Source organism: Sphingomonas sp. YR710 (assembly GCF_900101455.1).
Taxonomy (GTDB): domain Bacteria; phylum Pseudomonadota; class Alphaproteobacteria; order Sphingomonadales; family Sphingomonadaceae; genus Rhizorhabdus.
On the sequence record NZ_FMZJ01000005.1, the window covers coordinates 215,055 to 237,379 of the forward strand.

The window sequence follows — 22,325 nt, forward strand, 5'->3', positions numbered from 1 at the left end:
CGGAATGTCGGAACGCAAGGCAACAGGCGGCACGACGCAGCCCCCGGCATGCCGAAGTTTGTGATGCGCAGGGCTGCGATATCTTTGGCACCGGCGCCGCTGTTCGAGGCGGCGTCGGTATCGCTGAAGTCCTTATGGCCAGAGGCGGTCGAAGGAGATTTTTCCTTCGCATTTCGGAAACACGGCCGCGTTGATCCTGCGTGCTTGGTGCATCTCGATCGCTCTCCCGCTTTTTATCTGAGCGTGTCCGCACCGGAAGGAATCGACACAGACCGATCAGCTGAGGGCAATTTGCGACATAATTTGATTTAGAGCAATGAATTATTCAATATAAAATAAATCGTGTCAGAAGGTAGCGAACGCGCCCATCAACAAAGGCTGTGCTGCAGGCCGATCAGTGCAGCGGCGGGGCGACTCCTGCGGCTTCGCCCCAGCGCCCGCCGATCGCCTGAATCAACGAAATTACGGCGCTCTGGCGGTTGACGACGGCCTGCACGTCGGCCGTGCGCGCCGATAGCGCGGTGGTCTGGGCGACGATTACATCGGCATAGCCGATCTGGCCGGCGACATATTGGTTGCGGGCGATCGCCTCGGCGCGATTGGCTGCGACGGCTGCGGCGGCGCGTTCCTGTGCGACGGTGCCATAGACGCGCACGGCAACGAGCTGATCCTCGGTCTGCTGGAAGGCGGTCAGTGCAGTCTGGCGATATTCCGCGACCGTCTGTTCATAGGCCGCGCGGGCTTCCGCAACTTTCGCCGATCGCGCGCCGAAATCGAGCAGCGTCAACGCGCCGGTGAGGCCGAGCGACCACACACTGCTGGCGACGCTGAACAGCTTGCCGAGCGAGCTCGAACTCGATCCGACGTCCCCGCTGAGCCCGATCGTCGGAAAGAAGGCGGCGCGCTGAATGCCGATCGCGGCGTTGGCGGCGGCAACCCGTCGTTCGGCCGCCGCGACATCGGGGCGGCGCTCGAGCAGTTCGGAAGGGAGGATCGCCGGCACATCCGGCACGGTCCGCTGCCATGGCGTCGCCGGCAGGGTGAAGCCGGACGGGTTCTCGCCGATCAGAACCGCAATCGCATGTTCCAGCGTCGCGCGCTGCCGCTCGAGATCGGCGAGGTCGGCCCGGGCGTTGCGGAGTGCCGTTTCCGCCTGCAGCACATCCACCCGCGCGACGACGCCGGCATTGTAGCGATTGTTGGTGATCGTCAGCGAGCGATCATAAGCCGTGACGGTAGCGGTCAATATGTCCTTCTGCATGTCCAGTCCGCGCAACTGCACATAATCGAGCGCGAGTTCGCCCTGCGCGGACAGGGTGGCGTTGATCAGATCGCTCCGGCTCGCTTGCGCGAGCGCACCGGCCTGTTTCACGGCATTGCCGATCTGGCCCCACAGGTCTGGCTCCCACGTCGCGCCGACCGACAGCGAGAAACGCTGGCTTGATGCGGAAGTGCTCGCGCTGGTGCCGGTGCCGACGGTGGGGCTCGCCGAACCGAACGATCCGGCCTTGGTGGCGCCGGCGGACGCATCGACCGTAGGGAACAAGGCCGCACGCTGCTCGCGCACCAGCGCGCGCGCCTGATCATAGGCCGCCTTCGCTACCGCAAGATTCTGGTTCGATACGATCACTTTGCGTTCGAGCGCATCGAGCGCCGGATCGTTGAACAAGGCCCACCATTCGCCGCGCTTTATGGCATCGGATGGTGCGGCCGCGCGCCAGCCGGGTGCTTCCTTGAAGCTCGACGGAATCGTTGCAATCGCGGGCGGGCGATAGGTCGGCGCGAGGTTGCAGCCGGCGAGTAACAGCGCGGGCAGCAGGATCGCGTTCATGGACGTGCGGCTCATGCGGTTCCTCATGCGGGTCTCGGGGTCAGCTTACCATGGCGCGCCAGTTCGCGTTCGTGGATGCCGCGGCGGCGGAAGCGATCGAGCGCGAGATAGACGACAGGCGTGGTGAGCAGGGTGATGAACTGGCTGGCGATCAGCCCGCCGACGATCGCGATGCCGAGCGGGCGCCGCAGTTCGGCGCCCTCGCCGAAGCCGATCGCGAGCGGCAGCGCGCCGAGCGCGGCGGCGGCCGTTGTCATCAGGATCGGCCGGAACCGGAGCAGGGACGCCTCGCGGATCGCCGCGAACGGGGTGAGCCCGCGCGCGCGTTCGGCATCGAGCGCGAAGTCGATGATCATGATCGCATTCTTCTTCACGATGCCGATCAGCAGGATGATGCCGATCAGGGCGATCATATCGAGATCCGAGCCGGTGAGCATCAGCGCCAGCACCGCACCGATTCCGGCCGAGGGCAAGGTCGACAGGACGGTCAGCGGATGGATCGCGCTCTCATAAAGGATGCCGAGCACGATATAGATCACCACCAAAGCGGCCAGGATCAGCAACGGCATCGTCGCCGTCGATTGTGCGAACACCTTGGCGGTGCCCGCGAAGTTGCCATGGACGCTTGCGGGAAAGCCCGCCGATTGCTGAACGGCGGTGATCCGCTGCGCAGCCGTACCCAGCGAGACGTTGTTGGCCGTGTTGAACGAGATCGTCGCGGATGGTTGTCCGTCCTGATGGTTAACCTGGGCGGCGGTCGATCCCGTCTTCCAGTGCGCGATCGCAGATAGCGGCACGGCGGTCTTTGGGGTGAGACTGACCGCGCTGCCGGTCGACGTGTCGCGGCTGGAGCCGGTGGTGGAGACTGGGGTCGATCCGGTGGTGGCTGTCGTCGTGCTCGTCGTCGCGGCATTCCCGCCCGGCACATAGACCTGTTGCAGCGCTTCGGGCGATCCGTTGAATTGCGGCGCGACGCCCATCACCACATGATATTGGTTGAGGCCGGAATAGATCGTCGCCACCTGACGCTGGCCGAAGGCATCGTAAAGCGCCGCATCGACGGCCTGATTGTTGATGCCCAGACGGCTTGCCGTGTCGCGATCGACGGTGACATAGACATTGGCGCCGCCATCCTGCTGATCGATGTCGACGTCTGTCAGCGCCGATTCGGCCTTGAGCAGTTCGACCAGCTTGGCGCCCGCCGACTTCAGCGTAACCATATCGTCGGCCTTGAGCGTATATTGATAGGTGCTGTTCGATTGGCGCCCGCCCACGCGCATGTCCTGCACCGGGTTCAGGAAGACACCGATGCCGCTGATCCGCGCGAGCTTGGGCCGCAGCCGGGCGATGATCGCCCGGCTTGCATCGCGCTGGCGTTCGGGCTTCAGATTGACGAACATGAAGCCGCCGCCGGCGCGCGCGCCACCGGTGAAGGCGACGACGGTTGCGACATCCTTGTCGTGGCGGATTATGCGGACGATCTGGCCTAGCTTCTGCTGCATATCCTGAAACGAAATACTCTGGTCCGCGCGCAGGCCACCCTGCAACGCGCCGGTATCCTGTTCGGGGAAGAAGCCTTTGCTGGCTACCGAGATCAGGAAGATGTTGAGCGCCACGGTGCCCGCCAGGATGATCAGCACCGCGCCGCGATTGGCGAGCGCCCAATCGAGGCTGCGCGCATATTGCCGATGCAGCCGATCGAACTGGCGCTCGGAAAAGCGCGTAAACCGGTTCGGCTTTGGCTCCCCCTTGAGCAGCAGCGCCGCCAGCATCGGCGTAGTGGTCAGCGAGATGACGAGGCTGATCAGCACCGCCACCGACATGGTGATCGCGAATTCGCGAAACAGCCGGCCGATGATGCCGCCCATGAACAGCAGGGGGATGAACACCGCGACGAGGCTCACCGAAATCGACAACACGGTGAAGCCCACCTCCCGCGCGCCGCGCAGGGCTGCATCGATCGGGCGCACACCATCCTCGACATGGCGCGAGATATTCTCGAGCACGACGATCGCATCGTCGACGACGAAGCCGGTGGCGACGGTCAGTGCCATCAGCGACAGATTGTTGAGCGAGAAGCCCGCCAGATACATCACGCCCAGCGTGCCGAGCAGCGACACGACCACCGCCACCGCCGGCACTACCGTCGCGCGCAGCGAGCGCAGGAAGACGCTGACCACTGCCACCACCAGCAAGGTCGCGATCACCAGGGTGATTTCGACTTCGTGCAGCGAGGCGCGGATGGTGGTCGTCCGGTCCGATGCCACGGTCAGCTTGATATCGGCCGGCAGTGCGGCTTCCAGTCCCGGCAGCTGCGCCTTGATGGCATCGACGGTCGCAACGATATTGGCGCCGGGCTGGCGGCTGAGCACGACGGTCACCGCGCGTTGGCCGTTGAACAGGCCCATCGTGCGGACATCTTCCGGTCCGTCATAGACGGAAGCGACATCGGACAGTCGCACCAATGATCCGCCGCGCGAGGCAATCGGAATGTTGCGATAATCGTCGGCGTGCTGGGCTGGTGCATCGCCATAGACCTGCCACGCCAGATCCTTGCCCTCGATCACACCGCGCGGGCGGTTGGCGCTGGTCGAACTCAGCGCGCTGCGAACATCTTCGAGCGCGATGCCGTAGCGGGCGAGCGCGAGCGGGTGGAGCTCGATCCGCACCGCAGGCAGTGCCGCACCGCCAAGCTCGACGTCGCCGACTCCCTCCACCTGCAGCAATCTTTGCTGCACGACGGTCGACACCGCATCGTAGATTTCGGCGGGGCTGCGCGTTTTCGATGTCAGCGCGACGATCATGATCGGCGCGTCGGCCGGGTTGGCCTTGCGATAGGTCGGGTTGGTGCGCAGGGTGGCCGGCAGATCGGCGCGCGCCGCGTTGATCGCGGCCTGAACGTCGCGGGCCGCGCCATCCACATCGCGACTCAAATCGAACTGGAGCGTGATGCGGGTCGATCCCACCCCCGATTGCGAGGTCATCTCGGTAACGCCGGCGATCGTCCCCAGCCGCTTTTCGAGTGGCGAGGCGACGCTGGACGCCATCGTGGCCGGGCTGGCGCCGGCCAAAGATGCCTGCACGTTGACGGTGGGGAAATCGACCTGCGGCAAGGGCGCTACCGGCAACACGAAAAAGGCGGCGATACCCGCGAGCGCGAGGCCCACCGTCAGCAGCAAGGTGCCGATCGGGCGGCGGATGAAGGGCGCTGAAAGGTTCATGCCGGTTCGAGCGGCAGTTCGGGCCGGGTTGCAGCCTTCCTGTGCCGCCAACGCTCGTTGAGCCGTTCGAACGCGAGGAAGATCACCGGAGTCGTGAACAGGGTGAGCGCCTGGCTGAGGATCAGTCCGCCCGCGATGGCGAGGCCGAGCGGACGGCGCAGTTCGGATCCCATACCGCTGCCGAAGATCAGCGGCAGCGCCGCGAACAGCGCCGCGAAAGTCGTCATCATGATCGGCCGGAACCGCAGCGTGGCGGCCTGCCGGATCGCGCTGTCGGCATCCTTGCCCTGGGTCCGCTGCGCGTCGATCGCGAAGTCGATCATCATGATCGCGTTCTTCTTGACGATGCCGATCAGCAGCACGATGCCAATGATCCCGATCACGCCGAGATCGTTGCCGGTTACCATCAGGGCCAGCAGTGCACCAACGCCCGCCGATGGCAGGGTCGAGAGGATCGTGATCGGGTGGACGAAGCTCTCATAGAGCACGCCGAGCACGATATAAACGACGACGACCGCGGCGAGGATCAGCCACAGTTCGTTGGCGAGCGACGCGCGGAACGCATCGGCCGCCCCGAGGAATTTGGTGGTAATACTGTCGGGCACGCCGATCCGCGCCTCGGCCTCGGTGATGGCGTTGACCGCGCTGCCAAGCGACACGCGGGGGGCGAGGTCGAAGCCGATCGTCGCCGACGGGAATTGCGCCACCCGCGAAACGAGCAAGGGCGCATTGCCGACTTTGAGCGTCGCGACCGTACCGAGCGGCACTGCCGTACCGTTGCTCGTCGGGACATAGAGCGTATTGAGCGCTTCCGGGGTCGTCACCAGACCGGGCTGACTCTCCAAAATCACGCGGTACTGGCTCGACTGCGTGAAGATCGTCGAGATGATCCGCTGGCCGAATGCGTTGTACAGCGCGCTGTCGATCGACGCGGTGCTGATGCCGAGCCGCGCCGCGGTGTCGCGATTGATCGAGACGGTGACGGCCTCGCCACGTTCGAGCACGTCGGACGTGACGTGGCGGACCTTGGGCTCATTCCGGAGCTCGGCGGTCAACCGGTTCGCCCACATCGACGTCTCGGCCTGATCGGAGCCCTGCAGCGAGAAGCGATATTGGGTCGGCCCGCCTTCGGCATCGATCGTCAGATCCTGCACCGGACGGACATAGAGGGTGACGCCGGCTGTCTGGCGCGCAAGATCGCGCAGGCGGGTGATCAGGTCGGACTGGCTGCCGCGATCGCCCGATGCCTTGAGGTTGATCAGCATCCGCCCCTGATTGAGCGACGGATTCTGGCCATCGACGCCGATATTCGAACTCAGGCTCTCGACATCGGGATCGTTGAGGATCGCGTCGGCGAGATTGGCCTGCAGTGCGCTCATCCGCTGGAACGATACGCCCTGGCCACCGACCACCACGGCCTGCAACTGGCCGGTATCCTGTTCGGGAAACAGGCCTTTCGGGATCAGTACGAACAGCAGGGCGGTTAATGCCAGCGTGCCGAAAAAGGCGATCATCGTCGCGCGCTGGCGGGCGAGCACCCAGTCGAGCCACATAGCATATTTGTCGGCGAGTTTGTCGAACCATGCGAGACTCTTCCGGGCGAGCTTCGGCTTGTTCGTCGCGGCTTCCGCCTTCAGCCAGCGCGCCGACAGCATCGGCACCAGCGTCAACGCCACCACGGCCGATATCAGGATCGTCACCGCAAGCGTGACCGCGAACTCGCGAAACAGCCGGCCGACGATATCGCCCATGAACAGCAACGGGATCAAAACCGCGATCAGGCTGATCGTCAGCGAGATGATCGTGAAACCGATCTCGCTCGATCCCTTCAGCGCCGCCTGCAACGGAGTTTTACCCTCCTCGATATGGCGGGCGATATTCTCGATCACCACGATCGCATCGTCGACGACGAAGCCCGAGGCGATGGTCAGTGCCATCAACGTCAAATTGTTGAGGCTGAAACCGAGCAGGTACATCGCGCCGAAGCTGCCGACCAGCGACAGCGGCACCGCGACGCTGGCGACGATGGTCGCGCGCGGGCTGCCGAGGAACAGGAAGATCGCGAGCGTCACCAGCAGCACCGCGAGCACCAGTTCGAATTCGACGTCCGCGACCGATGAGCGGATGCCGGCGGTCCGGTCGGTGAGCAGGGTGACATGGACGTCGGCCGGCAATTGCCGTTCGAGATCGGGCAATGTCGCCTTGATCGTATCGACCGTGCCGATCACATTCGCGCCCGGCTGCCGCTGAACGTCGACGATGATTGCCGGCGTGCGGTTCATCCACGCGCCGAGCCGCATATTTTCCGACGAATCGACGATCTGCGCGACATCGGACAGTCGCACTGGGGCATCATTCTTGTACGCGATGATCAGATCGCGATATTCGGCGGCGGTGGCGAGCTGGTCATTGGCATCGATCGTCCAAGACCGGGTCGGACCGTCGAAACTACCCTTGGCGCCATTGACGTTGGCCGAGGAGATCACCGTCCTTAACGTGTCCATCGACAGGCCGCGCGTCGCCAGCGCCTGGACATTGGCCTGAATGCGGACCGCTGGCCGCTGGCCGCCGGACAGGCTGACGAGGCCGACACCCGATATCTGCGAGATCTTGCTGGCGAGCCTCTGGTCGACGAGATTTTGCACCTCGGCGAGCGGGCGTGTCTTCGATGTAATCCCCAGGCTGATGATCGGCGCGTCGGCGGGATTGACCTTCGCATAGACCGGCGGCGCGGGCAGGTCGGACGGCAGCAAGGTGCCCGCCGCATTGATCGCTGCCTGGACCTCCTGTTCGGCCACATCGAGCGTCAGATTGAGCTTGAACTGGAGGGTGATCACCGAGGCGCCCGCCGACGAGGTGGAGGACATGCGGTTGAGCCCGGCCATCTGTCCGAACTGGCGTTCGAGCGGGCCGGTGACCGTCACTGCCATCACGTCCGGGCTCGCGCCGGGGTAGAGTGTACGGACCTGGATCGTCGGATAATCGACTTCGGGCAGTGCTGAGACCGGCAGGAAGCGGTAGGCGATCAACCCAGTCAGGAAGATCGCGATCATGAACAAGGTCGTCGCGACCGGCCGCAGGATGAACGGCCGCGACGGATTGGCGGTGCCTGTTTCGGGCACCCCGGCCTGGATTTCCGTCACTGGCCGCCGCCGTCCCCGCCGGCGGAAGCGCGATGGTGCTTGCCCTTGTGACCGCCGGCTCCACCACCTCCGCTGCCGCCTGCACCGCGCGGTTTGTCGCCCGGCAGGGTCACGGTGGATCCGTCGTCGAGACTGTCGGCGCCTTCGGTGATGACGGTCGCGCCGGCGGGCAGGCCGCTGGCGATCACGATCTTCGCGGTGTCGCTGGGTCCGGTCTTCACCACCTGCAATTTCACGGTCTTGTCGGGTTGGAGGACGAACACGAAGTCGCCCTGCGCGCCGTGCCGGACTGCGCTCACCGGTACGGTGACGGCGTTGTGCAGCGTATCGACCAGCAGGCTGATATTGACGAACTGGTTGGGGAACAGGGTGCCCTTGGCATTGCCGAATCGCGCCTTGGCTTTCACGGTGCCGCTGGTCGCATCAATCTGATTGTCGAAGGTCAGAAAACGTCCCTGCGCGAGTATGGTCGCGCCGTTCTGATCGCGCGCGACCGCCGGCAGCGAGGCGCCGCTCGCAATCTGCCGCTGGATGGCGGGCAACTGGTTTTGCGGCACCGCGAAGCTTACGTCGATCGGATCGGCCTGGGTGATGACGGCGAGGCCGTTTGTGTCACCCGGCGTCACATAATTGCCGATATCGACCTGCCGCAGGCCGATCTTCCCGGCGACGGGCGCCGTAACGGCCGTATAGGCCAGATTGAGCTTCGCCGCCCCGACCGCGGCTTGATCGGCGGCGACCGTGCCTTCGAACTGCTTCGCGGTTGCGGCCTGCGTCTCGACCTGCTGCCGTGCGATCGAATCCTGAGCAAGCAGGGTGCGGTAGCGGTTGAGATCGACCTTGGCGAGATTGAGCTGTGCCATGTCGCGGGTCAGGTTGGCCTGGGCCTGCGACAGCGCGAGGCGGTAAGGGCGTGGATCGATCTGGACCAGCAACTGCCCTTTGCGGACGGCCTGCCCCTCGGTGAAGTGGATGCTGAACACATTGCCGGAGAGCTGCGGACGTACCGTGGCGGTGATGACGGGCTGGACTGTACCGATCTCCGCCAAGCTTACCGGCATGTTGGCGAGGCTGGCCTTGGCCACTCCGACGGTCGTTGCCGGCCGTCGGCCGGACCGGCTCGAAGCTGTCTTGCCGTGGGTGAAATACCATGCGGCAAGCCCGACCAGCACGAGCGCTGCCAGCGCGATCAGAGCGTTGCGTCGCGAGGGACGCAGGAAGCGATCGGATCCGGTCGTCAATTGCGGTGCTTTCTTTGTGTGCGGGGGGCCGTGATGAAGCGCGGATGTTTGGCATGCGCAACGATGTCCGGCCGAAATGTTTCCAGAGCGGCGGAGGTCAGGTTCGAAAACCGCATTGTTTGACGCAGTCACGCAACAGTGCGGCCTCTTCGGCGAGATCGCTTTCGCCAAGCGCGCGCAACAGCCGTTGTGCCTGACGCAGATGATGCCGCGCCGCGCGGACCCGGTCCGCAGAGCTGGATTCGACATCCGCCGCGACCGCGCGCATCTGGCGCAAGCGCACGGCCTTTTTGCCGATCAGATTGATCCGCGAAAGCCATGTCTGGCCATCGGCCACCGGGCCGACATCATGCCCGACGATCCCCCGTTTACCGGACCAGAGAAAGGATCGATAGCCGGCCATAGGACACTCCTTCGATATCCCCGCGCGCCTGTCTCTAGCACCGCATTTCCGCAGGAGGATTTCAAAGGCGACATAATCGGGGGTGATCGGTTTGCCGGTTCGTAGCCGTAATGATGGCAAATTTCTGGGGATGCTGGCCGCTTTATCATGAACCCGGCTAGGCCGGCCGGCCTTTCAGCGGCCGGCCTGTGCGGCTCCTGTCATCAGCCGATCAGGCTGGCGAGCGGCGTTTCCGGCCGCGCACCAAAGTGCGAGATGATTTCGCCGGCGGCGATGCTGCCGAGACGGCCGCATTCGGCCAGTGGCAGGCCCCGCGACAGCCCGTGGAGGACGCCGGCCGCGTAGAGATCGCCTGCACCCGTCGTGTCGACGACCTGCGAGACATGGGCGACCGGCACCGCGATCCGCTCGCTGCCCGATACGATCATCGACCCCTTGGCGCCGAGCGTGATGGCGGCGATGCCCGCGGACTTGCTGACCGCCGCGATCGCGGTATCGAGATCGCTCTCATACAGAGCCATGATCTCATCCTCGTTGGCGAAGAGAATGTCGATATGCTCGTCGATCAGCGCCCGGAATTCATCGCGGTAGCGGGCGACGCAGAAGCTGTCCGACAGCGACAGGGCAACCTTGCGGCCCGCGTCGCGAGCGATACGGGCGGCCTTGCGGAATGCTTCTTTGGCGTGCGGCGGATCGAACAGATAACCTTCGAGATAGGTGATGCCGGCCGATGCCACGATCTGCTCGTCGATATCATCCGGCGTGAGGTTCACACAGGCGCCGAGAAAGGTATTCATCGTGCGCTGCGCATCGGCGGTGACGAGGATCAGGCAGCGCGCGGTGGCAGGGCCTTCGGTCGCGGCCGGGGTGTCGAAGTGCACGCCCATTGCGCGCAGATCATGGGTGAAGACATGGCCGAGCGGATCGGCTTTCACCTTGCCGATATAGCCGGCCTTGCCGCCGAGCGAGGCGATTCCCGCGATGGTGTTTCCGGCCGATCCGCCCGAAGCCTGGATGCCCGCACCCATCGCCTCATAGATCGCTTCGGCGCGCTCCTCGTCGATCAGTGCCATCCCGCCCTTCGGCATCGACTGGGCATCGAGGAAAGCATCGTCGGCGTGGGCGATCACGTCGACGATGGCGTTGCCGATGCCGAGAACATCGATCGAAGGTGCGGACATTGGAACTCCTGTGGCTGGCTTATCGTCCGCGCTGTAGGGTCAAAAAGCCAAAATGGAAATCCGCCAAGTCAACCTCGATCGATGCTCAAACCATATCGAGCGCCTGTTCGAAGTCCGCAATCAGATCACCCGCATCCTCAACGCCGATCGAGATGCGGACGAGATTGTCGCCGATGTCGAGCGCCGCCTTGCGGGCATCGGGGACCGAGAGGTGCGTCATCGCCGCCGGATGGCTGGCGAGGGTTTCTGTGCCGCCCAAGCTGACCGCCAGTTTCGCAATCTTCAGCGCGTCGAGGAAAGCGAATGCCTCGCGCTCGCCGCCTTTGAGATAGAGCGAGAAGGTTGAACCGGCGCCCGTGCAATGGCGGTTGAAGATATCGGCTTGCCGGCTGCCTTCATCGAGGAAACCGAGATAGTTCAACCGCTCGACCTTGGGATGATCGCGCAGCCAGGCGCAGACCTTGGCCGCATTTTCCCCGGCGCGAGTCATTCGCAGCTCGAGCGTTTCGAGGCTGCGCAGCAGCATCCATGCCGAATGCGGATCGAGAATCGTGCCGATCGTGTTGCGCATCGCCCGCACCGGATCGATTACCGCCTTCGATCCGACCGCGCCGCCGGCGACCAGATCGGAATGGCCACCGGCATATTTGGTGAGGCTGTAGATCACCATGTCCGCACCGTGGATCAAGGGTTTCTGCCAGAGCGGGCCGAGGAAGGTGTTGTCGATAATGATCGGCGGGCGTGCCTCGGCTGGAAAGGTTGCGTCGCGGCTCGCACGGACGGCTTCGACGTCGACCAGCGCATTGGTGGGATTGGCGGGGCTTTCGAGGTAGATCATCGCCACGCGTCCGCTCGCTGCCCGCATCATCACTGCGTCAATTTCGGCGCGGGTGGCACCGGCCGGGAAATCGAGCCAGTGGACGCCGAACCGGCCGAGGATCTTGCCGATCAGGGTCTCGGTCGCGGCATAAAGCGGCGAGGAATGGATGATCGTATCGCCAGGCCGAACGCTGGCCAGCATCACCGTGGCGATCGCCGACATGCCGGAGGAAAAAGAAAGGGCCTCCTCCGCATCCTCCCAGATACCGAGCCGATCCTCTAATATTTCCTGATTGGGGCCGTTGAAGCGCGAATAGACAAGCCCTTCCGCACCACCCGGGCGTTTGCCGGTGACGCCTTCGAAATGGCGCTTGCCGGCCGCGGCGCTTTCAAAAACGAAGGTCGAGGTGAGAAAGATTGGCGGCTTCAGCGCGCCTTCGGACAGCATCGGATCATAGCCGTGCCCCATCATCAGGGTCGATGGTTGCAGGCGCCGGCCGCCAACCTCGCGTATGTCGGCCTTCGCCCGGCGGCGTGGTGTGGTGTTGCCGGAATCGCTTCCCTTCTCGTTGGTCTCGCGTGCCATTCGACTTACCTCACCACATCCGTGTGCTCATGAACGCACCATAACGATTTCGAGGGCACCGGGTTAGCCGAGAGTGACAAAAAGGATGCGGAGGAGGCGGGAGATACGTGAATCTCCGATATATTCTCCGCTCGTCTCGGGAAGGGGGCTTTGCTACACCCAGCCTAAGTTGGCGCGAGCACGGGTCTGCAACATAGGAGCGTGCCGGATAGTGAGTTATATGCCGGGCCTCGGTAATAAGCGCCCCCAGTCGATCCGGCTGGGATTTCTCCGCCTCCTTGCCATATTGATGGCGTTCTCCCTTGCGAGCTCGGCGGTTCTCATCTGGGCTGCTTATGGCTTTGCCCGCGACCAAGCCAAAAGGCAGATGGTTGATACGACGCGGGCGCTCGCCGAAGTCGTTGATGGCATGTTCGCCCGCGACGAAGCCATGTTGCGCGCGCTGGCAGTGTCTCCCAGCGCGCAAAAACGCGATTGGCCGTCCGTCCGGCGCGAGGCTATGGCAGTGCTGCACGAACCGGACGCCTGGATCGTCGTCGGTGACAGGAACGGCCGTCAACTCGTCAATACGCGGTTGCCCGACAACGCGGTACTGCCGCGGGGCAAAAACCCGACGAAGATCTGGCCTTTGCTGGACAAGGGGCTGACCCATATCTGCGATCTGACCTCTGGTTTGGTCGAGCCGCATATAACGTGCGTCGATGTTCCGGTGGTGATCGGAGGTCGTACTGAATATTTTATTTCCGTGATCATGCGCCCGCAGGCGCTGGGCAGATTATTCGAGCGGCAACATCTTCCTGCCCGCTGGAATGTGGCGACCCTGGATAGCCGCGGCGCGATCGTGTGGCGCAGCGGGACACACCAACACTATATCGGAACGCGGGCGCCCCAGTTCTTCGCCAGCGCCAAGGCGCAGGATGCGGGGTTGCTCAGCCTCCGCAATTCTGATGGCGTGCCTACATATGCGGCTTTCGGTCGCGCGCAGGTCAGCCGCTGGTTTGTGATCGTCGCGGCGCCGCGCAAGCAATTTTCCGGCGGTGTGATCCCGGCTCTTTTAGGAAGCTTCGCGATTGTCCTCGTCCTGATGCAGGTCGGTGGGCTGCTGGCGTTCCAATGGACGCGGGTCGTCTCCCGTGGTGTCGAAAACCTCGCGGCTCAGGCGCGCGCGCTCGGAAGCCGAGAGCACTTCACTGGGTCGCCGACGCGGATCAAGGAATTTGCCGAAATCTCCGCGGCGCTGTCTCAGGCTGAAGCAAGTCTGGCTACCCGCGATCGGCAACTCGAGGCGCTTACTGCGTCGCAGGCCGAGCGTGTCGAAACGGCGCTGGCTGAGCGGGAAACGGCGCTTGCGCAACTGCACGAAGCGCAGAAATTGGAGACGCTAGGCCAACTGACTGGTGGCGTTGCCCACGACTTCAACAATCTGCTCACGCCGATCATGGGGGCGCTCGATCTGCTTCAGCGTCGCTTAGGTCATGACGAAAAGGCAGCGCGGCTTATCGATGCGGCGTTGGGCGGAGCCGAGCGAGCAAAGGAACTCGTCGCGCGTCTCCTGGCGTTTGCGCGGAGACAGGCGCTGCGGCCGCGCGCCGTTGACGTCGGAGCGCTGCTTCACGGCATGAGCGACTTTCTGCAGCACTCTCTCGGGGCAGGAGTGGTCGTTCGGATAGCACCTACGATAGGGCGGGCCGTTGCCCATGTGGATCCGAACCAGCTTGAAATGGCGATCCTCAATCTTGCGGTCAATGCGCGCGATGCCATGCCTGACGGTGGTAGTCTTGCGATTGCCGTCAGCGATGATCGGGAAGCCGCAGGCAGTGGCCTGCCACCGGCAGATTATGTTCGCATCACCGTTTCGGACACAGGGCGCGGTATGGATGAGAGCACCCGTTTGCGCGCGATAGAACCGTTCTTCACCACGAAGGCACATGGCCGGGGAACCGGCCTGGGCTTGTCGATGGTGCATGGTCTTGCGGCGCAATCGGGCGGTGGTTTCCAGTTGACGAGCGAACGGGGCAAAGGCACGCAAATCGACTTATGGTTGCCGGCGAGCGATCAGGCGGTGCAGGCGCCGACGGAATCGCGTGAACAGCCCGGGCCAGCCGGGGGGCGCCGGGGGCGAATTCTTCTCGTTGATGACGAGCCGTTGGTCCGTGCGGGAACCGCCGAACTTTTGGCCGAACTCGGTTATGATATCGTGCCTGCAGCTTCGGCCGCCGAGGCGCTCGATCGGTTGCGCGGAGACTCCGCGATTGAGGCGATGGTGACCGACTATATGATGCCCGGTATGAACGGAGCGGCGCTGATTGCAGAGGTACGGAAATCCAGGCCATTATTGCCGGTGGTGCTCATTACGGGATATACGACACCGGATCTCGATCTTCCTCAAAATATCGTCAGACTGGCCAAGCCGTTCCGACAGAAGCATCTCGCAGAAAGCCTGGATGCTGCATTTGCACAAGGGGTCTGTTTGGTGGGACCTCCTCAGAACTGATCCGGCTAGGCTGCCGCGATTCGGTTTTTAGTGCCCGGTGGTACTCGCTTTTGAGGGGATTTCCCGGAAGCGTTGACGTTGTCATAAAATTCCCGGTTAACACGCTACTCATAGATTGACATTGCGCTGCACCGTCCGGTAGCCCAACGGCATGCAAGTCGAGTTCTTTTCCGCTTGCTTCAAGCGATCCTTCAGGCTTGCGCTTCCGCTGGTGCTCCTGCTCGCCGGGTGCGGCGACAAGAAGCCCGGCAAGGATATTTCTCCGCCTGAAGCCGGCTATGTCGTCGTCAAGGCGCAGTCGGTTCCCCTGGTTCTCGAACTGGCGGGGCGGACTTCGGCTTACGAGACATCGGAGGTTCGCCCGCAGGTGTCCGGCGTCATCAAGGCACGCAATTTCGTCGAGGGTGCGATCGTCCACGCCGGCGAAACGCTTTATCAGATCGATCCCAGCCTCTATCGTGCGGCGGCGGACCAGGCGAGCGCCAATCTCGCTAATGCCACCGCGACGCGCGCCGCAGCAGAGGCCAAGGCCAGCCGCTACAAACCGTTGGCGGCGATGGAGGCCGTCAGTCAGCAGGACTATACCGACGCCGCTGCGGCCGCGAAGCAGGCCAGCGCAGCGGTCGCGCAGAACCGCGCGTTGCTGGAGGCAGCGAACATCAACCTGCGGTTTACGAAGGTGCCGGCGCCGATCACGGGACGGATCGGGCGTTCGTTGTTCACGACGGGCGCACTCGTCACGGCAGGCCAAACGAGCCCGCTGACAACGATCCAGCGCCTCGATCCGATCTTCGTCGATATCCAGCAATCGAGCGCCGATCTGCTGGCGCTGCGGCGATCGCTTGCGTCCGGTGGCGCGGTTCCGTCGGCCGCGACGGCGCATCTTCAACTCGAGGACGGCAGCCAATATCCCGCAGCGGGCAAGGTTCAGTTTTCCGAAGCCATGGTTGATCCGAGCACCGGCACGGTGACGCTGCGCGCGACCTTCCCTAATCGCGACGGCTTGTTGTTGCCGGGAATGTACGTTCGTGCGCGGTTGTCGCAGGCGACGGCCAAAAATGCGATTCTGGTGCCGCAGCAGGGGCTGTCTCGTGATCCCAAGGGGCAAGCGACGGTCATGCTCGTCGGTGCCGACGGCAAGGCCATATCGCAGCTCGTGACGGCCGATCGTACGATCGGCGACAAATGGCTGGTGACCGCCGGCCTCAAGCCGGGCGACAAAGTGATCGTGGAAGGGCTGCAACGAATCAAGCGGGGCATGAAGATCATAGCTGTGCCGGCCGGTACCGAACCCCGGCCGCGCGCGGCGCACCCACCGCAGAGCTGATCGTCGATGCTCTCCCGGATTTTCATCGATCGCCCGATCTTCGCGTGGGTGATCGCGATCGTGATCATGCTGGCGGGAATCGGCGGCATCCTCTCGCTTCCGGTCGAACAATATCCGGACATCGCGCCACCGTCGGTCAACATCCGTGCGAACTATCCGGGCGCGTCGGCGGAGACGCTCGAATCGAGCGTCACCCAGGTGATCGAGCAGCAACTCACCGGCATTGACGGGCTGATCTACTTCTCTGCCACGTCGAGCGCGTCGGGTTCGGTGACGGTGACGGTGACCTTTGACAAAGGCATCAATCCGGACATCGCCCAGGTTCAGGTGCAGAACAAGGTCCAGCAGGCGCTGCCACGCCTGCCGCAGCAGGTGCAGCAGCAGGGGCTGGTCGTCACCAAGGCGAACAACGATTTTCTGCTCGTGATTTCGATCTATGATGAGACCGATCGCCATACGAGCAGCGACGTATCCGACTATCTCGTCTCGAATCTCCAGGATCCGATTGGCCGTCTGCGGGGCGTTGGCGACCTCAATGTATTTGGCGCCCAATATGCAATGCGGATCTGGCTCGATCCGTTCAAGCTCGCCAGCTATCAGCTGATGCCGTCGGATGTAATCGCAGCGATCCAGGCGCAGAATACGCAGGTGGCCGCTGGCCAGATCGGCGCTCAGCCGTCTCCGGACAGCCAGATGCTCAGCGCGACGGTGACGGCGCGTTCGCGGCTGACCACGCCCGAGCAGTTTCGCAACATTCTGGTCAAGTCGCAGAGTGACGGATCGAAGGTTCTGCTGAGCAATGTCGCGAGGGTCGAGCTCGGCAATGAGAATTACACCACGCTCAGCCGGCTGAACGGCCACCCTGGTGCGGGCATCGCCATCCAGCTTGCGCCGGGGGCTGATGCGCTCAAGACCTCCAAGCTGGTGCGCGACGAGATTGAGCGGCGGTCAAAATCCTTCCCGGACGGGTTCAAATATTCGCTCCCGAACGACAGCACGGCATTCATCAAGGTGTCGGTGTGGGAGGTCATCAAGACGCTGATCGAGGCGATCATCCTGGTCGTGATCGTGATGTTCGTCTTCCTGCAAAATTGGCGGGCTACGCTGATTCCTGCGATTGCGGTGCCGGTGGTGTTGCTCGGCACTTTCGGGATCCTCGCAGTCGCGGGCTTCAGCATCAACGTGCTCACCTTGTTCGGCATGGTGCTGTCGATCGGTTTGCTCGTCGATGATGCGATCGTGGTCGTCGAGAATGTCGAGCGCGTGATGACCGAGGAGCCGGAAATTTCGCCGCGCGACGCCACGATCAAATCGATGGATGAGATCCAGACGGCGCTGATCGCGATTGCGATGGTGCTGTCCGCCGTGTTCCTGCCCATGGCCTTTTTTGGCGGTTCGGTCGGCGTGATCTACCGTCAGTTTTCGATCACGCTAGTCTCGTCAATGGCCCTGTCGGTGCTCGTGGCCCTGATCCTGTCACCGGCGCTGGCAGCGACCTTGCTCAAACGACCGGATGACCATTCGAAATCGGACAATCGCTTCGCGCGCTTTGCATATCAAGCCGGCGAAAGGTTCAATGTGTGGTTCAATCGGACGGCCGACCGCTATCGCGATGGTGTTGCGTGGCTGGTCGGCCGGGCAATCCCTGCACTGCTGGTCTTCGTTGCGATCGTCGTGCTGCTGATCGTGCTGTTCACTTATCTCCCGACCAGCTTTCTGCCGATCGAGGATCAGGGTGTCGCCCAGATTCAATATACGTTGCCGCCGGGCGCGACGCAGGCGCGAACGCTGGCGGCGGCCCGCACCATCGAGCAGTATTTTCTGGTCAAGGAAAAGAAGAATCTCGGCGCAATCTATACTGTCATCGGCCAGGGACAGGGCGGTGGAGGTCAGAATGCCGGACGAGGCTTCCTGTCTCTGAAACCCTGGGATGAACGCGCAGGGGCCGAGAATTCGGCGCAGGCCTTCACGAGAAGGGCAACGAAGAGCCTTGCGAGCATGCGCGATGCGCAGTTCTTCGCGCTCAACCCGCCGCCGGTGCGCGGACTTGGCCAATCCAGCGGGTTCACGTTGGAGCTGTTGAACAGTGGTGGCCTGAGTCGTGCGGACTTCAAGGCGCGCCGCGACGAATTGATGGCGGCAGCCCAAAAAGATCCGGCGCTGACATCGGTTCGACTGAACTCGCTGGAAGACAATCCCACGTTGGCGGTCGACTTCGATCCGGAAAAGATCGGGGCGCTTGGGCTATCGCAAACCGCAGTCGATTCGACGCTGACTGCGGCTTGGGGCGGTGCCTATATCAACGACTTCGTCGATCGCGGCCGGGTGAAGCGCGTCTATATCCAGGGCGACGCGCCGTTTCGCAGCCGCCCCGAGGACCTTTCGACCTGGTTCGTGCGCGGCAGCTCTGGCGAAATGGCACCCTTCTCGTCATTTGCGCGGACGCATTGGGGGGTGGCACCGGCTACGCTGCTGCGGTTCAACGGGCTGCCGGCCTTCGAAATCCAGGGTGATGCCGCGCCAGGCAAGAGCAGCGGCGACGCGATGGAGCGGATGGCGCAACTGGCGGCGCAATTGCCGGGCACAGCGATCGCCTGGAGCGGCCTGTCCTATCAGGAACGGCTTTCGGGCGGTCAGACGCCCATCCTCTACTCGCTCTCGCTCCTGGTCGTGTTCCTTTGCCTTGCGGCTCTCTATGAAAGCTGGTCGATCCCGGTCGCGGTGATGCTCGTGATGCCGCTCGGACTGGTCGGCGCGGCGATAGCCGTCGCATTGCGGGGCCTGAGCAACGACGTCTATTTCCAGGTGGGCCTGCTCACCACCATGGGCCTGTCGGCGAAGAATGCGATCCTGATCGTCGAATTTGCCGAACTGGCAGAGAAGGATGGCAAGCCAGCGCTCCAGGCTGCGCTGGAAGCCGCGCGGCTGCGGTTGCGCCCGATCCTGATGACCAGTTTTGCCTTCATTTTCGGCGTATTGCCGCTCGCGATCTCGACAGGTCCAGGGGCGCAGAGTCGGGTTGCGATCGGTACGGCCGTGATCGGCGGCATGTTGACGGCGACGGCGCTCGCGATCTTTTACGTGCCGCTCTTTTTTGTGCTCGTGCGCCGCTATCTTCATGTGCCGAGGTTACGGCACGAGCATCGCGCGGACGAGGCTGCCGCATGAAGCGCAACATGAGCATCCTGTTCAACGCAGCCCTGCTGGCAGGCTGTACGCTCGAGCCGAAATATGCCGCGCCCAAGCCGGCGATAGCGCCGGGCTGGCCGACAGGGGATGCCTATCCTTCGGCCGGCGAAGCGGCACTGCCGACGGTAAGCTATCGCGATGTCTTCCGCGATCCACGGCTGCAGGCGCTGATCGAACGCGCGCTGGCGAACAATCAGGATCTGCGAGTTGCCTTGGCCAATGTCGCTTCGGCGCGCGCGCAATATCGCGTTCAGCGCGCGGAACTGCTGCCCGCGGTCGACGCCAATGCCAAGGTAACGACTGGAGAGACAAGCACGGCTACGCAAAGCAGCAATGCTTCGAACGCAAGCAGTGCCAGGACCACGACCTATAGCGCCAATGTCGGCATGTCGGCGTTCGAGATCGATCTGTTCGGCCGGGTCCGCAGCCTGACGAAGGCGGCACTGCAGGAATATCTGGGCACCGAGGCCGCGGCGCGAACCGCGCGGCTGACGCTGGTTTCCGAGATTGCGAGCGCCTGGCTCACCTTGGCTACCGACTGCAGCCTGCTCGCCATCGCAGCCGATACCGAGACGAGTGCCACTCACACTGTTGATCTGACCCGCGCGCGGCTCAAGGGCGGCATCGCCCCGCGCACCGACGTGCGGCAGGCGGAGACCGTACTTGCGCAGGCGCAGGCGGACCGGGCCAATCTGACGACGATCGTCGCGCAGGATCGCAATGCGCTCGATCTGCTGGTCGGGGCGCCGGTGGCCGATTCGGAATTGCCAGGGTCGATCGAGGCGGTGGACGGCTCGCTCGGCGAGCTACCAGCGGGTCTTGATTCGCGCATATTGCTGCGGCGCCCCGACGTGGTGCAGGCCGAATATCGATTGCGCGCGGCCAATGCCCGGATCGGCGCCGCCCGTGCGAACTTCTTCCCAACAATCAGCCTGACGGCCGCGGCAGGGCTGGCGAGTTCGGCCCTGTCCAGCCTGTTCACAGGCGGAGCGTTCACCTGGTCAGTGGCGCCGTCGGCCACTCTGCCGCTGTTCGACGGCGGAGCCAATGCAGGGAACCTTGCATATTCGAAGGCGCAGCGCGAAGTGGCCGTCGCCCAATATCAGCAGGCGATCCAGGCGGCGTTTCGCGACGTTGCCGACGCGCTGGCGCGGCGCGGGACGATCGATCGGCAATATGCGGCGCAGGCCAATCTCGAGGCCGCCGCACGCGACAATTATCAGCTCGCACAAGCGCGCTATCGCGAGGGAATCGATCCGTATCTGAGCACGCTCGACGCCCAGCGGACCTTTTATGGAGCACGGCGTTCGCTGGCGTCGGTCCGGCTCGTGCGCGCTGACAATCTCGTTACAATGTACCGCAGTCTCGGCGGCGACATGCTGATGGGCGCGCCGATCAAACGCTAGATCCGCCAGGCGCAGCCCAGCACGGTGACGATCATCAATGGTGCCAGGCCCGGCAGCAGCCGACGCCTTGCCACCGGCGCTATGGCCATATCGGCGGCCGCGATCACGGCTGCGATGGCTGCGGCGCTCATCGTCCAGAGGTGATAGCGCGTTTCGGATGCGACACTGACCAGCAGATAGCCCAGGCCGTAGGCGGCCGATGATGCGGCCAGTGGAATAATTATCCGGCGCGACGGGAGGCTGGGTGCCACGGCAAGTGTACCGAGTGCCAAAGCAATCCAGCAGATCGGCCATCCGATCGGCCAGGTCGCGCTCCACAGGGCAATGCTGTCGATGATGCCGAACAGCCGGTTGGGCGGCACCTGCTGATTCCAGGGATTGGGATCGGACTGTGCGGGTATCGCGCGTTGCGCATCATGATCGATCAGAAAATGAGTGTTCGCATTGAAGTGGCCGAGGCGATGTTCGGCATAAGCGATCGGGTGGGCGGCGATCGCCTGCACCCATAAGCGATAGGGGCTTTCGCCGCTTGCCTTCAGTCTTGCGCGGATCAGATCGAAGCCAATCGGACAGGGGGCGGGGCCCCACCAGGCATAGGGATCCCAGTTGACCGACGAATAGCAACGGGCGTTGACGGCAACCGGATCGGCGATGCCGAGCGGCGGAAAGACGTCGACCCCGCTATAGCGGGTGATCCCGCCCAGGTCATAGATGATCAGCGACAGTTCGACGCCGCTGCGCTCCGCTCGCAAGGCGCGATTTACGAATGGTGGTGCGAGCAGCAGCGGGATCAGCAGGGCCAACGCGACCATCACGAAGCGCCGAGGCCGGCTTCGCCACCCTGCCGGCATCAGCGCCAGCGCGAGTGGCAAGCCCGCGAAAAAGGCGTTGAACCTTAAGGTGGCGGCGCACAGCAGCAACAGCAGGGCGGCGATGCGCGTAAGGTTGTGCGCCTGCTGCTTGTCCTCGCTTTGGCTCCAGGCAAGCAGACCGGTTACCGTCAGCAACAGCCCGGCCATCAGGCTGTCCTTGAGCACCGCGCCCAGCAAGGCGAACGGAATCGGGAGCGTCGCGCAGGCCGCGATACCGAACGCCAGCCATGGCCGCCGCCCGCGCATTGCCCAGCTGGCGAGCAGTGCGAAGCCGCTCCAATAGAGGAGAATTTGCAGTACGAGCATCGGTGTGGGCCCGGATGCGATCGGCAGGAGCCGGCGCCACAGCCATTCAAAGGCGGGGGGATGCCAGTCATCGAAATGCCCGCTCAGCGCCTGCCCATATTGGCGGATCGCATCGTAGATCATGATGCCGGGCCAATAGGCCCGGGCCTGGATCATCGCGGCGCCCAGCATTATCGCGGCCAGCGCGGCACCCGGCCAAAGTCCCTTGCGCAATCGCCTCGCTCCCTTGTGGCTCATGTACCGCAAGCCGAAATCGCTGCGAAATTCCATCGAAATCGGCAACATCCCTGGCCGGCAGTTGCAACC

At 63.6% G+C, this 22,325-nt stretch carries 12 protein-coding genes; 4 read left to right on the forward strand and 8 right to left on the reverse strand.

The window, feature by feature from the left end:
* Nucleotides 1-394 precede the first annotated feature (394 nt).
* From BLS13_RS08355 to BLS13_RS08380, 7 genes are all read right to left on the reverse strand, one after another.
* Nucleotides 395-1,846: an efflux transporter outer membrane subunit gene (locus BLS13_RS08355; RefSeq protein WP_256325764.1), complete on the reverse strand. Its 1,452-nt coding sequence runs from the start codon at nucleotides 1,844-1,846 to the stop codon at nucleotides 395-397.
* Between the two features lie 8 nt (nucleotides 1,847-1,854).
* On the reverse strand, nucleotides 1,855-5,052 hold the full coding sequence (locus tag BLS13_RS08360; RefSeq protein ID WP_093451292.1) for an efflux RND transporter permease subunit: 3,198 nt from the start codon (nucleotides 5,050-5,052) through the stop codon (nucleotides 1,855-1,857).
* Entirely contained in the window at nucleotides 5,049-8,105 is a 3,057-nt protein-coding gene (locus BLS13_RS08365; protein WP_093451378.1) for an efflux RND transporter permease subunit, read from the reverse strand. The genes BLS13_RS08360 and BLS13_RS08365 overlap by 4 nt, the downstream gene beginning before the upstream one ends.
* An 86-nt stretch (nucleotides 8,106-8,191) precedes the next feature.
* On the reverse strand, nucleotides 8,192-9,436 hold the full coding sequence (locus BLS13_RS08370; protein ID WP_256325765.1) for an efflux RND transporter periplasmic adaptor subunit: 1,245 nt from the start codon (nucleotides 9,434-9,436) through the stop codon (nucleotides 8,192-8,194).
* A 97-nt stretch (nucleotides 9,437-9,533) separates the two neighbouring features.
* Nucleotides 9,534-9,839: a hypothetical protein gene (locus BLS13_RS20985; RefSeq protein ID WP_256325766.1), complete on the reverse strand. Its 306-nt coding sequence runs from the start codon at nucleotides 9,837-9,839 to the stop codon at nucleotides 9,534-9,536.
* A 203-nt stretch (nucleotides 9,840-10,042) separates the two neighbouring features.
* Nucleotides 10,043-11,020: an adenosine kinase gene (locus BLS13_RS08375; RefSeq protein WP_093451295.1), complete on the reverse strand. Its 978-nt coding sequence runs from the start codon at nucleotides 11,018-11,020 to the stop codon at nucleotides 10,043-10,045.
* Nucleotides 11,021-11,105: 85 nt separating this feature from the next.
* Nucleotides 11,106-12,425, reverse strand: a complete 1,320-nt coding sequence (locus BLS13_RS08380; protein WP_093451296.1) for a cystathionine gamma-synthase family protein — start codon at nucleotides 12,423-12,425, stop codon at nucleotides 11,106-11,108.
* 220 nt (nucleotides 12,426-12,645) lie between these two features.
* Here BLS13_RS08380 and BLS13_RS08385 point away from each other — a divergent pair, with 220 nt between their 5' ends.
* The 4 genes from BLS13_RS08385 (at nucleotide 12,646) to BLS13_RS08400 (ending at nucleotide 20,841) form a co-directional block, all read left to right on the forward strand.
* Nucleotides 12,646-14,919: an ATP-binding protein gene (locus BLS13_RS08385; RefSeq protein WP_256325772.1), complete on the forward strand. Its 2,274-nt coding sequence runs from the start codon at nucleotides 12,646-12,648 to the stop codon at nucleotides 14,917-14,919.
* A 151-nt stretch (nucleotides 14,920-15,070) separates the two neighbouring features.
* Nucleotides 15,071-16,246, forward strand: a complete 1,176-nt coding sequence (locus tag BLS13_RS08390) for an efflux RND transporter periplasmic adaptor subunit (protein ID WP_093451300.1) — start codon at nucleotides 15,071-15,073, stop codon at nucleotides 16,244-16,246.
* A 6-nt stretch (nucleotides 16,247-16,252) separates the two neighbouring features.
* Complete coding sequence (locus BLS13_RS08395; RefSeq protein ID WP_093451301.1) at nucleotides 16,253-19,414, forward strand: efflux RND transporter permease subunit; 3,162 nt, start codon at nucleotides 16,253-16,255, stop codon at nucleotides 19,412-19,414.
* Nucleotides 19,411-20,841, forward strand: coding sequence for an efflux transporter outer membrane subunit (locus BLS13_RS08400; RefSeq protein ID WP_093451303.1), 1,431 nt, complete (start codon nucleotides 19,411-19,413; stop codon nucleotides 20,839-20,841). The genes BLS13_RS08395 and BLS13_RS08400 overlap by 4 nt, the downstream gene beginning before the upstream one ends.
* Here BLS13_RS08400 and BLS13_RS08405 read toward each other — a convergent pair.
* Nucleotides 20,838-22,232: a hypothetical protein gene (locus tag BLS13_RS08405; RefSeq protein ID WP_256325767.1), complete on the reverse strand. Its 1,395-nt coding sequence runs from the start codon at nucleotides 22,230-22,232 to the stop codon at nucleotides 20,838-20,840. The two genes, BLS13_RS08400 and BLS13_RS08405, sit on opposite strands and share 4 nt — an antisense overlap.
* Between the last annotated feature and the right edge of the window lie 93 nt (nucleotides 22,233-22,325).

Coding starts and splice junctions, on each gene's coding strand:
- BLS13_RS08355 (WP_256325764.1), bottom strand. CDS start 1,846: ATGAGCCGCACGTCCATGAACGCGATCCTGCTGCCCGCGCTGTTACTC.
- BLS13_RS08360 (WP_093451292.1), bottom strand. CDS start 5,052: ATGAACCTTTCAGCGCCCTTCATCCGCCGCCCGATCGGCACCTTGCTG.
- BLS13_RS08365 (WP_093451378.1), bottom strand. CDS start 8,105: ATGATCGCGATCTTCCTGACTGGGTTGATCGCCTACCGCTTCCTGCCG.
- BLS13_RS20985 (WP_256325766.1), bottom strand. CDS start 9,839: ATGGCCGGCTATCGATCCTTTCTCTGGTCCGGTAAACGGGGGATCGTC.
- BLS13_RS08375 (WP_093451295.1), bottom strand. CDS start 11,020: ATGTCCGCACCTTCGATCGATGTTCTCGGCATCGGCAACGCCATCGTC.
- BLS13_RS08380 (WP_093451296.1), bottom strand. CDS start 12,425: ATGGCACGCGAGACCAACGAGAAGGGAAGCGATTCCGGCAACACCACA.
- BLS13_RS08385 (WP_256325772.1), top strand. CDS start 12,646: ATGCCGGGCCTCGGTAATAAGCGCCCCCAGTCGATCCGGCTGGGATTT.
- BLS13_RS08390 (WP_093451300.1), top strand. CDS start 15,071: ATGCAAGTCGAGTTCTTTTCCGCTTGCTTCAAGCGATCCTTCAGGCTT.
- BLS13_RS08395 (WP_093451301.1), top strand. CDS start 16,253: ATGCTCTCCCGGATTTTCATCGATCGCCCGATCTTCGCGTGGGTGATC.
- BLS13_RS08400 (WP_093451303.1), top strand. CDS start 19,411: ATGAAGCGCAACATGAGCATCCTGTTCAACGCAGCCCTGCTGGCAGGC.